The 13,293-nt window shown below is 35.3% G+C and carries 11 protein-coding genes; 4 read left to right on the top strand and 7 right to left on the bottom strand.

What is annotated here, in order from left to right; all coding sequences use genetic code 11:
• The first annotated feature begins 18 nt into the window (after positions 1-18).
• Positions 19-795: a Cof-type HAD-IIB family hydrolase gene (locus FC97_RS11350; protein ID WP_054643255.1), complete on the top strand. Its 777-nt coding sequence runs from the start codon at positions 19-21 to the stop codon at positions 793-795.
• Positions 796-896: 101 nt separating this feature from the next.
• Here the strand turns inward: FC97_RS11350 and FC97_RS11345 are convergent, their stop codons facing one another.
• Positions 897-1,892 (bottom strand): zinc-binding alcohol dehydrogenase family protein, encoded by a 996-nt coding sequence (locus FC97_RS11345; protein WP_054643256.1) that lies wholly within the window; start codon positions 1,890-1,892, stop codon positions 897-899.
• A 138-nt stretch (positions 1,893-2,030) separates the two neighbouring features.
• A complete protein-coding gene (locus FC97_RS13845; RefSeq protein ID WP_054643257.1) occupies positions 2,031-2,720 on the bottom strand; it encodes a hypothetical protein in 690 nt (229 codons plus the stop codon).
• A gap of 316 nt (positions 2,721-3,036) precedes the next feature.
• Here FC97_RS13845 and FC97_RS11335 point away from each other — a divergent pair, with 316 nt between their 5' ends.
• On the top strand, positions 3,037-3,585 hold the full coding sequence (locus tag FC97_RS11335; RefSeq protein WP_054643258.1) for an NADPH-dependent FMN reductase: 549 nt from the start codon (positions 3,037-3,039) through the stop codon (positions 3,583-3,585).
• A gap of 722 nt (positions 3,586-4,307) precedes the next feature.
• On the opposite strand, the gene FC97_RS11330 is transcribed toward FC97_RS11335, so the two are convergent.
• Both FC97_RS11330 and FC97_RS11325 read right to left on the bottom strand, forming a co-directional pair.
• The gene (locus FC97_RS11330; protein WP_056968245.1) at positions 4,308-6,941 is read right to left on the bottom strand and encodes a glycoside hydrolase family 3 protein; all 2,634 of its coding nucleotides are present in this window, start codon (positions 6,939-6,941) and stop codon (positions 4,308-4,310) included.
• 541 nt (positions 6,942-7,482) lie between these two features.
• On the bottom strand, positions 7,483-7,677 hold the full coding sequence (locus tag FC97_RS11325) for a hypothetical protein (RefSeq protein ID WP_054643262.1): 195 nt from the start codon (positions 7,675-7,677) through the stop codon (positions 7,483-7,485).
• Positions 7,678-7,755: 78 nt separating this feature from the next.
• On the opposite strand from FC97_RS11325, the gene coaBC reads away from it, so the two are divergent.
• A complete protein-coding gene (gene coaBC / locus FC97_RS11320; protein WP_056968243.1) occupies positions 7,756-8,949 on the top strand; it encodes a bifunctional phosphopantothenoylcysteine decarboxylase/phosphopantothenate--cysteine ligase CoaBC in 1,194 nt (397 codons plus the stop codon).
• 53 nt (positions 8,950-9,002) lie between these two features.
• On the opposite strand, the gene lpdD is transcribed toward coaBC, so the two are convergent.
• Genes lpdD through FC97_RS11305 form a run of 3 tightly spaced genes read right to left on the bottom strand, consistent with a single transcriptional unit; the run spans position 9,003 to position 11,470 of the window.
• The gene (gene lpdD / locus FC97_RS11315; RefSeq protein WP_054643263.1) at positions 9,003-9,410 is read right to left on the bottom strand and encodes a prenylated flavin chaperone LpdD; all 408 of its coding nucleotides are present in this window, start codon (positions 9,408-9,410) and stop codon (positions 9,003-9,005) included.
• Positions 9,410-9,982: a UbiX family flavin prenyltransferase gene (locus tag FC97_RS11310; protein WP_054643264.1), complete on the bottom strand. Its 573-nt coding sequence runs from the start codon at positions 9,980-9,982 to the stop codon at positions 9,410-9,412. The genes lpdD and FC97_RS11310 overlap by 1 nt, the downstream gene beginning before the upstream one ends.
• A 12-nt stretch (positions 9,983-9,994) precedes the next feature.
• Complete coding sequence (locus FC97_RS11305) at positions 9,995-11,470, bottom strand: UbiD family decarboxylase (RefSeq protein WP_054643265.1); 1,476 nt, start codon at positions 11,468-11,470, stop codon at positions 9,995-9,997.
• A gap of 187 nt (positions 11,471-11,657) precedes the next feature.
• On the opposite strand from FC97_RS11305, the gene FC97_RS11300 reads away from it, so the two are divergent.
• Entirely contained in the window at positions 11,658-13,172 is a 1,515-nt protein-coding gene (locus FC97_RS11300; protein ID WP_056968241.1) for an ATP-binding cassette domain-containing protein, read from the top strand.
• Positions 13,173-13,293 lie beyond the last annotated feature (121 nt).

The following is a 13,293-nucleotide window of genomic DNA, read 5'->3' as shown; positions in this document are numbered from 1 at the left end:
ATTTAGGTTGGTGATCTTTTGCAAACAAATTATAAGGGAACTGTTTTCTTCGACCTCGATGGTACACTTCTAAACGCCCATTCGGAAATCGACGAAGACGTTGCACAAGCTACGCGCGAACTCAAAGAAAATGGCTATTTACCTGTTGTTAATACTGGACGTGCTCCAATCGAAATTGACCCAGTGCTTAACTCAACTGATATTGATACATATATTACCTTGGATGGAGCTTATGTCCAATCTCAAGGCAAAGTAGTCTACGAAAACAATATTAAGCCAGACTTAATTGAAAAGCTTCTTCAACAGGCCAAAAAATTTGGCGACACTGTCAGTGTCCATTCAGCTGACCAATCATATCTTAACGAAGTTAATCCTTTTGTTGAAGACTTTTACAAAAGTGTTCATTTAGAATTGCCCGAAATCGATCCTGATTTCTACAAATCTAACAAAGTCCCAATGATTGTTATCGTTACTGAAGGCGATGGTTCTAACTACCAAAAGGTTTTCGATAATCTTACTTTTTATAAGACTGGTCCTAGATCAGTTGATACTGTTAATAAAGGTGTTTCTAAGATGAGTGGTATCAAACATCTGTTAAAAGAACTAGACCTTGAAGACAAACCAACTTATGCTTTTGGCGATGGTAATAACGATCTACCAATGCTAGAATTTGCCGACTACAGTGTTGCTATGGGTAACGGTTTAGACTCAGTCAAAGCCATTGCCTCCTATGTTACCACTGAAAACGTTAGCGGTGGTATCGTTAATGGATTGAAACACTACAATTTAATTTAAGGTTCAAAAGGGTTGAACTTTAAAGAAAGTAATAGCAGGTAATCGTACTTTGATTACCTGCTATTATTTATTTTAAACAGAAAAAATTATGTTCAAAATTCCTAAGCCAAAACAACAACTTTTCCCATCATATGTCCCGCTTCCACTAATTCTGTAGCAGCTTTAATATTATCAACGTTTAAACCGTGGAAAACTTTAGTAACAGTTGATTTGATCATACCACTATCCAAACCTTGAGCTAATTTTTCTAAGTAAGCTCCCTGATCAGACATTGAATCTAACTTGAACTTAGCCTTGGTGAACATCCATTCCCAAGCAAAGTTAACTGATTTTTGTTTCAAATCACCTATTTGTGATTCACGTAAATTAGTAATAGTTGCAAAAGTACCGAATGGTTTGATCAACTCTACGATTTCTTGCCAATGCGGATCGTTATCACTTAATCCAATAATATAATCAATATTTTCAATTCCTAAATCGTGCACTTGCTTAATTAGGTCTTGATGATGGTTAACTACCAAATCAGCCCCTAAATCCTTAACCCACTTTACTTTCTCTGGAGTTGAAGCCGTAGCGATAACCTTTAATCCAGCTAAATGAGCTAATTGAGTAGCAATAGAACCAACACCACCGGCCCCGTTGATAATTAGAATCGTTTTGTCACGATTATCAATAGCTGGATTAATATGCAATTTTTCAAATAATAATTCACTTGCTGTTAAAGTTACTAACGGCATAGCAACACTTTTTTCAATCGAAGTTTGTGCAGGTGCATGAGCTACGATTCTTTCATCAATCAATTCATATTCTTGATATGAGCCATCACGAGTATAGTCACCAGCAAAGAATACTTTGTCGCCTACTTGGAAATTATTAACAGCATCACCAATTTTTTCAACGACACCATAACCGTCATAACCTAAAATTTTAGGCTCTTTTAATTCAGCACTGATACCTTTTCGTGTGGCGATATCAACTGGATTGACTGAGATACCTTCAATTTTAACTAGTAAATCTTTTCCTGTAGGTAATTCTTCTGCTTTATCAAATTCTACAAAACTATCTTGTTTATTATCAGTTACTCCAAATGCTTTCATTTATCTAACCTTCTTTTTAATAATTACATTTTACAATAAGAAGGAAGTTTATTAAATTTTTGGCCCCTCATGATAATACAAAAAAACAGCCAGCAACTCATAATTTGAGTTACAGACCGTTTTGCAAAAATAATTCAATTAACCAATGATTTCAACAGTAGCACTGGTGATTCCATATGAAGGAATCATACTATTTGGCATTGCCATATCAATTTGATAAGGATTGTCATAGGCAAATGTTCCAGTATCATTAACTGTGCGATAGAAGACATCCCCTTGAGCTGTAGTAATCTTTAAGCTTGATCCACGTGGAATAACACTTAAGTTAGTAGCAACTCCTGAATAACCCATATCTGATCCTAAAACTGCAGGATCGTAAAAACTAATTTTAAAAGTACCAACACTTTTACCAGCTGTCTGCATTTCTACAGGTGGTTCTGAAGCGGCTTGTGTAATTGCTTGTTGTGACTCTTCAACTTGTTCTGGTTGTGATTCTTGAACTGGTGCGTGATCAACATCTTGTTGCTTTTGTTCCGCTTTAGCTTGTGATGCAATCTCGTCCATGTTCACATTTGGATCTTTTTCACTATTTTCGATTCCAGGCATAAATTCCTTATTACCTGACAACATAATTTTTTTATTTAGTTTATCGGCATTTTCATCAACTCTTTGGTTTGTTTCCAAATTAGTCAACGTTTTTCTAAAATCCGTTGCATTACTTGTTTGGTCTGCTGATGCATCTGCGGCATAAGCAACTGTATATCCCATACCCCCAGTAACGATCAAACTAATGATAAGTAGTGCTTCTAATTTAATTTGCTTTAACAACTAATCTCTCCCCGGTTTTTCGTTTACCAGAGGAAACTATACAAGACGAATATTTCAATCATATTACAGACAGAATAAAAAAATTCAGTTTGAAGTCGTTTTTGTAATACTTTCGTAATCAAGATCATATTATTGCAATTAAAATATTACATTCTGCACACTTATACAACTGTCGACAAATCGTAAACACACTTCTAATTTTTCTGCAATCGTTTTCCTTCAAAATAAAATTATTTTTGTTTGCGAGAACAAATATTTGTTGATTATTCTTTTTTGTGATAATTTAAAAACATCAAAGGTTACGGAGGAATTTCATATGTCAGAAAAAATCGCTGTTTTAGTGGGAAGTTTACGTAAAGGATCATATTCAAAGCAGATTGCTAAGAATCTTGCTAAACTTTTCCCTAGCCAATACGAACCAGAATTTATCGAAATTGGTAATTTACCATTATATAATGAGGATATTGATACACCTGAATCAGTTCCAGCAGAATATACAGAATTCAGAAATAAAATTAAAGATGTTAAAGGTGTCTTATTTGTAACTCCAGAATACAATCGTTCCGTCCCTGCTGCATTAAAGAACGCTCTTGATGTTGGTTCAAGACCATACGGTCAAAGTGCTTGGGACATGAAACCAGCTGCCATCGTCAGCGTCTCACCCGGTGCTATCAGTGGGTTTGGTGCCAACCACCATTTGCGTCAATCACTAGTATTCTTGAACATGCCAGTTCTTCAACAACCAGAAGCATACATTGGTAATGTGACAAATGTTCTTGACGAAAACGGTAATGTTGCTGAAGGAACTGTCGGATTTTTACAAAGTATTGTTGATGCTTATGTTGACCTATTAAACAGATATTAATATAATGTTATAATATTACTTTCGGTACGTAATCAGTCTATTGCAAACAGTTTATCACGTATCAAAAAAGAATAAGGGTGTAGAAGTCAATTTTGATTTCTACGCCCTTATTCTTTTTTTGCCTTTACTCCATAACTAAATGCCAACTAATATAATTGAAATATGCCGTCGTCCGCAAAAAATCTGTGGGCCGCTGGAACGTGGTGGACACGACTTGGAGCTAATAATTCCGCACTTTGTGCGAAATCATGGATCTCCAAGCTCGGTCTTATACTAACCTTGTTTCGCAAGCTAAGTATAACCTCACCACTGAGGGCCCACAGATTTTTTACTACCGACTAGTTCCCTAGTTCTAATATTATCAAGTAGAATTGCAGTGTTTCGAGATTTTTAGATCTACATAATCTAAATAAAAATTTCAAATCAAAAGAACAGCCCCATTAAGCATTCAAGATATATGTTCTCTATACACTTGAGTATCTCTTAATAGAGGCCGTTCTTATTTATTATTTAAATTTTACAACGACACTACATAGCAAAGCAGGATTTAGTTCGGAGCAACAAGAAAATTGGCTCAGCCATGAGATTCCCTTAGCAATTTATTGCTTAGGGAAAGGTCGAGCTTAGAGATCCATTATTTTGCACGAAGTGTGAAATAATTAGCTTCAAGCCGTGCCCATAGCGTTCCAATGTATTCCCAATTCTTGCGGAAAACAGCAGTTTTAACTAAATTTCAATTTCAAAACTGTTCTTAAAATATTGATTGCAGATTTTTGTAAATCGCCTAAGTACAAAGTATTATTATCTTTCCACTTTCCGGTTAACAAGACATGATCATCATCAACAATTTGAGCTTCTCCTGTGTAGACCCAGGTCTGAATTTGCTTATTCAAGTTAGAATTACTATCGACCCTAACTTTTACTAACACGTCCCCATCGGAATCTAATACGAAGTCGTTCCACATTTCTGTTTTCTTGATACCCTTAGTCTTGATATCAAGTTCTTCTTTAATCTTGATATTGCCTTGGTCATCAAACTCTGGCCCAAAATCACTAGCTGCACAGAGTAAATCTTCCTTGGAATTTCCAGGCATAATCAAATCATTTCCAGCATGCATGCTTTCCTTAGGATCAGCTGAACTGAACCAATCAGTCATTACTAAACCTTTAAAATGCCATTCATCACGTAAAATATTCGTTAATAATTCAAAATTAGCACCTGAGAAGGTTCCATTGACTTGATTGTATGAAGTCATCATTGCTACTGGTTGTCCTAATTTCACAGCAATCTCAAAATTACGTAAATAAATTTCACGTAAAGCTTGTTCACCAATTAAGCTATCTCCAGAATTACGGAAGCTCTCTTGGTTATTGCCAATAAAGTGCTTCAAAGTTACGCCAATTGTGTGGTGATCTTGTACACCTTTAGTTTCCGATGCAGCAATTGTTCCAGAAAGATATGGATCTTCAGCAAAGTATTCAAAATTACGTCCACCGAGCGGATCACGGTGAATATTCATCCCTGGAGCTAACCACAAATCAACTCCGAATTCGACCATTTCTCGACCAATAGCAAATCCGACTTTTTTAACTAAACTCTTATTCCAAGTTTGAGCTAACGCCGTTCCAATAGGCCACGCAGTTGCATAATGCGTGACTGTCTGACCATTTCGTTCAAAGACTGGCTCTATTCTGATTCCAGCCGGTCCATCAGCCATAACTAAAGCGGGAACACCTTTATGATCGATCATTCCTGTTTGTCCAGCAGCACCCGGTAAAATGTCTGACGAGATACCAACTACACTATTCTCTTTAGTTGAAAGTTGGCCTTCGACTAAATCAACTAATTGCTTGGTAGATAAGCTAGCCACAAATTCGGCCAGTTCGACATCGCCATTATTAACGTCATCAAGCGTTTTTCCGGCAGCATTGCGAACTTGTTCTACAACTTCATCTAATCCTTTACCAGGCAATGGATCTTCGTCATTAATAAAAGTTGTAACATCAGACTTCTCTTGATACTGGATAAATTCAGTTTCTGGGAAATTATTAGCTTTTAAAATAAAACGTGGTACATCCGTCACATTTTCCAATTCAACCTTGTTCTCTGTGAAAACAGTTGGATCAGTTTCTGGCTTCATCAGTGGATTAACTTTTTCCAAAATAACTTTCTCATCAAGTTTGAATGAAGCAACGACTTTCGTATTACGTGAACTGTTACCTACTCGCAAAAGATAAGTCCCAGGCACTAGAACATAAGCTCCCAATTCATCATCGAAGACACTTAAATCACTCGTATTAATTTCAAAATCAAGCTTCTGTTGGGCATTGGGACGTAACACAGCCGTTTTTTCATAGCAAATCAAATCTTGGTAAGATGTAAGAATTCCCGTCTGTGGTTTAGAAACATACACTTGGACAACTTCACGGCCAGAATATTTGTTGCCAGTATTTTCGACATTCACGCTTAGTTTAATTTTTTTCTCATTAACATTTACTTTTTGTGCTTTTAAATAGAAATCAGCGTAACTCAAGCCGTAACCAAACTCATATCTTGGTTTAACGTTGAAGCTATCAAAATAACGATAACCAACGTAAATACCCTCAACATACTTAGGATTTTCCATTCCAAAATTTTCCGAAGTTGGATAATCATCATATGAATAAGCCCAAGTATCCGTCAATTTACCAGAAGGTGTCGTGGTTCCGTCAATAATATCAGCAACCGCATCTCCAGTTGTCATTCCCAATTGAGAAACGAGAACGACACTATCCAACAAAGGACATTCATCAATAAAACTAGTATCGATCACACCACCGACATTTAATAGCAAAATACTGTTAGTGTAATATTCACTCATCCTTTTAATATTTGAAAGTTCATTATCAGTTAATTTAAAATCGCCAGTTTCATTCTTACGATCATAATTTTCACCAGAACTTCTTGAAATAACATAAATTCCAGTTAGACTATCTTCAAACTCTCCCACTTCGGGATCATTAAATTTAAAAGCTGGGGCTAACAAGGCTAAAGGATCATCCTTTAGTTTCTCATCATGTGACTGTTTTTCTTTTTGGTAGTAACGATTTAGGCGGTTCAACCAAGCCTTAGTAGTAACCGTGAAACCATGACTCTCTAATCCGTCCAGAATACTAACCATATTTCGTTGATTAACATCACCAGAACCAGTACCACCTTTTACCGTGGCAAAAGCTCCGCTCCCGTACAAAGCCACTGTTTTATTTTTAATCGGTAAAGTAGCATTACGATTTTGCAGTAAAACAATACCTTCCTCAGCAGTCTGTTTAGCTAATTTTTTATTTTCTAATTCTCTTTGTGAAATAACGTTTTCCATCGCGACATTCTCCTTTGGTGGAAATGTAATTACTTTAATTTTACACTTTTAAATAATTGATTAAAAAGTAATTTCATAATCATTATATGTATTCTTTCAAATAAAAACATTAATTGAAGTACAAAAAAGGCCAAACACCAGCGATGTTTGAACTGAATATTGCCGTCTTCCACAAAAATTAAAATACATTGGAACGCTGTGGACGCGACTTGGAGCTAAAAATTTCGCCCTACGTGCGAGATTTTGGATCTCCAAGATCGGTCTTATTGTAAGTGGCAAGCCACTAACAATAATCTCACAGCTGAATGCATTTTAATTTTTACTCCAGACTAAATGGCCCTTCGATTATTTGTTTTGAAAAAAGTAATTATGTTCTATAACCTTCTAAGTAAAAATAATTATTTACATTAGTCAATATAGATACTTTTTAACTATCATCATACTTGGAAGCAATTGCTTATTTAAACCGATAATACTAATGGCGTTCCACCAGCATTTTCAACTTTTGCGGAAGACGGCAATAAAAACACATCCCACCTATTTATTTTTTAAAGAAAAATCGTCTCAAAACATACTTATGAATAACAATCATAAGAAAAATCACAACAACACCAATAATTATTTCACTAACTACAAAATTGCTTCCTAATATACTTTGTAAAAATCCAAGCAACGGATCATTCAAACCAATAATCAGTAAAATAATAATTATTATATCCAATGTATAAATATTCATGACAACCCCCTGATAAGAAAATATTATCATACTCATAATCATGTATAATATAGTAAGAAAAAATTTTGAGGTGAAATTATGCTTAAAGATAAACATATTGCAATTTATGTTACAGGTGGTATTGCAGCCTATAAATCGTTAAATATTGTACGTGCATTGATTAAACAAGATGCCCAGGTTCAAGTTATTATGACCAAATCAGCACAAGAATTTGTTACACCACTAACATTCGCTACCTTGAGTCAAAGGCCTGTTATCACCGATAATTTCAAACCCCAAACTGCTACTGATGACTTTATTCCTCATATTAAATTAGCACTGTGGACCGATTTAGCCGTGATTGTTCCCGCAACTGCCAATATTATTGGAAAAATGGCTAATGGGTTAGCTGACGATATCGTTTCTACCAGTTTGCTGGCAACTAAAGCACCCAAATTGGTTTTCCCAGCCATGAATACCGATATGTATGAAAATCCTGCCGTTGAGCATAATTTACAAACTTTAAAACAAATGGGAATTCAAATAATTGAACCCGAAACAGGCTTTTTGGCCGAAGGAATGACTGGCAAAGGACGCTTACCTGAACTCAATGTCATAATTGAAGCAATTCAAGAACAATTTGCTGAGAAAAAACTGAAAGGTGTTAAAGTCGTTGTAACTGCTGGCGGAACTAAAGAAGCTATCGATCCAGTCAGATTTATCGGCAATCGTTCATCCGGTAAAATGGGCTTTGCGATGGCTAAAACTGCCCGTGATCTAGGAGCTGAAGTAACCTTAATTACTACTGTGACAGCACCATTTGGTGGTATGAATATTATCCAAATACAGACTGCTGACGAAATGATGAAACAATTAAAAGATGTTTTTCCTACTACTGATGTTTTAATCATGGCTGCCGCTGTTGCCGATTTTAAACCAGTTCATGTAGCTGACCAAAAAATCAAAAAGAATGATGATGAAGATATTTTCACTATCAAACTAACTAAGAATCCCGATATTTTACAAACTATCGCCGCTACTAAAACTAAAAATCAATTTGTTGTTGGCTTTGCTGCTGAAACGCAAAATCTTTTAGAAAATGCTGAGAAGAAGTTATCTAAGAAGAACGCTGATGTTATTTTGGCTAACAATGTCGCTCAAGCTGATGCTGGTTTTAATGTTGATACTAATAAAGTCACCCTTCTACAAAAAGAACAAAAACCTCTAGTTTGGCCATTAATGTCTAAGAAAGATGTAGCCAAAAAATTCTGGGAATTCTATTTAAATAAGTAAAACAAAAATGCCCTCTAGAACTAGGTAATCACTAGTTTTAGAGGGCATTTATTTTATTGTGGATTCTCCGAATCACTGTAGTAAACAGGTGCTGGCACATCAAAATCAGTCTGTTGTAACCAAGTACTAATTTGATCACCTAAATTTTGTGCCATTTGACCGGAAACCATGATCTGTTTCTTTGAAATATGATTAATGTGAACTCCCGCACTGATAGTGCAACTTCCTGGTAGATAAGGTTGAATGATTTTTCCAACACGTGTGGCTAGAACATCATCCTTGTGAAATCTGCCGTCGTGACTAGGATATCGTATCGTCTGCATATCAATATTTTTCGTTAGAGTCGTGATAGTTCCAATATGAGGATTATCTCCACCCGTTATAGCGATAAACAAATCTTTACCAATAATAGTAATATCAGCTGTTACGGTGTAATTTTCTTTGGTAACTGAGAATTTCATTAAATTCCCTCCCAACGTCCGCCAATTTCATTGTCAATTCTTAAAGCATCTAGTTCTTTCATTGTTTGATGATCAACTAAATCTTGAATGGTTTCAGGATGATTATAAAATGCCGGAATTGGTGGAATCATTTGTACACCCATTTTTGATAACTTTGTCATGTTCTCTAAATGTATCGTATTTAAAGGAGTTTCTCTTGGTACCATAATCAACTTACGTTGTTCTTTCAGTGTGACATCAGCTGCTCGTGAAATTAGATTGTCACCGATACCTACTGCAATACTAGCAACGGTCTTCATACTGGCGGGAACAATTACCATTCCATCGGTTAAGAATGAACCACTAGCAATAGTAGCACCCAGATCGTTATCACTGTAAAAATAATCGGCTAATTCCTTAATCTCAGCTAAGGACATTTTTGTTTCTAACTGTAAATTTTTCTTAGCCCAAGCACTAAAAACAACATGTGTTTCAACGTTCTCAATTGTCTTTAATTTTTTCATTAAATCAATTGCATAGATTGTGCCAGAAGCACCAGTGACACCAATGACAATTCTTCTTTTACGAGCCATCTTCACACTTCCTTATTTCAAATATTTTTGCCAGTCATCGACTTCCTTAAACTGAGCACGGATAAATTGGTCTTTCATATCAAATGGTACAGTACCATCGATAATTGTCTTGGAACTCATACCACGGAAACGAATTGACTTAGGATCATATTGTGGTCTTTCAGATGGATCCAAAGGATGATTTCTCATACCTGGTAGAACCATAATATCCTTATCGCCTTGGAATCTAGTATTCATTGTCCAAACAACATCGTTCATATCAAAGATATCGACGTCTTCATCAACTAAAAAGACTGTCTTCAATTCCTTAAAGGCTGATAGAGCCAAAATAGCTGCTTGTCTTTGAATACCTTCATCGGCTTCATTATCCTTGTGAATTTGCATGATAGTCATTAACTTACCGCCACCTGCTGGTGGATTATAAACATTAACAACTTTACCGGGAATGGCTTTATCAACAAGTTCAAGAATACTTGCCTCAGTAGGAATTCCGGCCATGGAGACATGTTCTTCACTAGGACCAATTGTTGTCTGCATAATTGGGTTATCTTTACGGTGAGTGATAGCCTTAACCTTTACCACATTAACAGCTGGATTAGCATCACCATTGTAGCCTGGGAATTCAGGCATAGCTTTGCCAGTATGTGTATTGATATCTTCCTGCATAGTTTGGTTAGGCATAATTTCGGCTTCAACTACGTATTCAGCACGAGCAATCGCCTTTTCATCAATTGTTTTGGCGTTAACGAGTTGAACTGCTTGATTACGCAAAGCCCCAGCAATATTCAATTCATCATAACCAAGTGGAGTTGTAGGTGGCTCAAAAGTTGCCCCGATGGTAATGGCTGGATCCAAACCAATATTAATTGTAATAGGCATAGGTTTATCTAGTTTTTCAAATTGTTTCTGGAAGTGTCCAATGTGACGACCACCAGGCATGATATACATACCAATTGTATCTTTGTCTTCCAAAACCATACGGTGAATCGTAACGTCTGTCATAGTCTTATCAGGATCTGACCCCAAAACTAATCCCATAGTAATGTATGGACCAGCATCGTATTCAGTATTAGTTGGAGCTGGCAAAATCTTTCTGATATCGAAATCTTTGTCAGTAGCCTTATGAACAACTTCTTGTACAGGAGCTTTGTCAGAATCCACCATTACTGGAGCAACAGGATGTTCCACTGAATCCTTTAAAAGACGTCCCAAAGTCTTATAGTCATGATGCAAAATCATCCCATCACGCTTACGACTTGCCATCGCACCGATGAATACCCTTGTTCCAGGGAATCCTTTGACATTGTTGAACATCATTGCTGGACCCTCTTGAGTAGGACGTTTAACCGTTCCACCAGCACCGATATAACGGTAAACTCCAGAAAGTTCTGCATCCGGATCAACCTCAACATCAGTTTCATGGTATTGACCAGGTTCCTTCTTTAATTCATCAATAACTCTTCTTAAATCATATGGTTGTTCTGACATTTAATTGCCTCCTCTTTTTCTTAACAGTGATTATTATAAGAGGGATATTTGGTATGAACAATTCATGTTAACTTAAAAAGCATTCCATTATGGAATGCTTTTTAATTATCCAATAATTTTATTATCATTTAATCAACATCGTTAAAAGTATTATAATATCATTAACAAATAATTAGAAGATGATAATATGTTACAAATTTCTAAAGGAATTATTTCAATCAACGATAGTATTCTATTTACGTTTCCTAATCTAATAGTCCATTCTGATGAAATTATTGGAATCATCGGCGATAACGGTGCAGGTAAAACTACATTTTTTAATTATATAATTAAAAATATTCGAAGAAAAAAACTAATTAATTTTAACGGAACTTATTCTTTAGTTAAGCAAATTCAACCCACAGATGATATGAAAAGTGGCGGAGAAAGAACTAAAGCCGCAATAATTGAATCCTTAGAAAGTCATCCCGCTCTATTAATGTTGGATGAACCATCTACAAATCTAGATACAACTCAACAAGTCTGGTTGAAAGATATAATAAATTCCTTTAATGGGAAATTATTATTAATAACCCATGACGAGTCTCTTTTAAACTTGGTCAATTCCCTGTGGATAATAAATGATAAAAAACTAACCGTTTATAACGAATCATATAGTGAATTCTTACTAAATAAAGAAAAGAGTTACAAAAAACAGCTAACTTCTTACAAACAACAACAGATTCAAATATCTAAATGGAAGAAACAAATACAAAAGCGTGAACAACGAGCCGAACGACTAAAAAAAGGAAACGGTAGAAAACTATCCTCATCTGAAAAAAAGGCGGCTGGAATGACTAGCCACGATACCATGGAAAGAAAGATGCAAAAAAGCGCTAAATCATTAGAAAGTAGAATGAATCGCACTATAAAAGTACAACGTCCCAGAACGGTGAAACCAATTAAATTCGTAGATCCAAATACTAAACTTCTTGATAGCCGGACAGTTTTGAATATTAAAGATACGACAATAAAAATAAACGATCGTATTTTAATCGATGATGTGAACTTAAAACTCAAATATGGAGATCACATCCAAATTACCGGTAAAAATGGTAGCGGAAAAACTACTATGATAAAAATGGTACTAAGACATAAAGAGAAATTTTTCCTAAATCATATTAGTATTGGTTATTTTGACCAAAACCATACGTCCTTAGCAGACAAAGACAAAGTAAATTCATTGATAAGAGCATCATCTGATCAGAATTCACAAACAATTTTTGCTACCTTTTCAGCACTAGGAATCAAAGAAATCCTACCAAGAAAAGTTTCTGAACTAAGCGGTGGTCAAAAGGTAAAGTTACAATTAGCAAAAATATTATTGGGTCCACATCAATTACTAATTCTAGACGAACCTACAAATTACTTAGACTTACGGGCAAAGAAGGGACTTGAAGATTTCCTTATTAATTATCCAGGAACAATTATTTTAATTAACCATGACATTGATTTCACAGAAAAATTGAATTTTAAAACTTACAATATAAAAAATAAAAAGCTTCTAAATCCAATTTTGAACAATCATTACTCTAGTTCTGAAGACAATAATCTACTTTTGCTGAAACAACGACTTGGAACATTCATTACCGACCCCAACATTAGTATGGAGGAAATAAAAGATTTGCAAAATAAAATAAAAAAATTGGAAACTAACAGATAATGAAAAGTGTCTAAAATATAATTAAAGAATGGTATAAAACCACGAAAAAAAGCAAAACAAATAATCCTAGTAATCAAATACAATTACTAGGATTATTGTTTCAATGCTTGAAGATTAAGTA

Source organism: Companilactobacillus kimchii DSM 13961 = JCM 10707, assembly GCF_001435445.1.
Lineage (GTDB): Bacteria > Bacillota > Bacilli > Lactobacillales > Lactobacillaceae > Companilactobacillus > Companilactobacillus kimchii.
The sequence above is the reverse complement of the archived record's forward strand: the minus strand, read 5'-3'. Positions and strand labels throughout refer to the sequence as shown.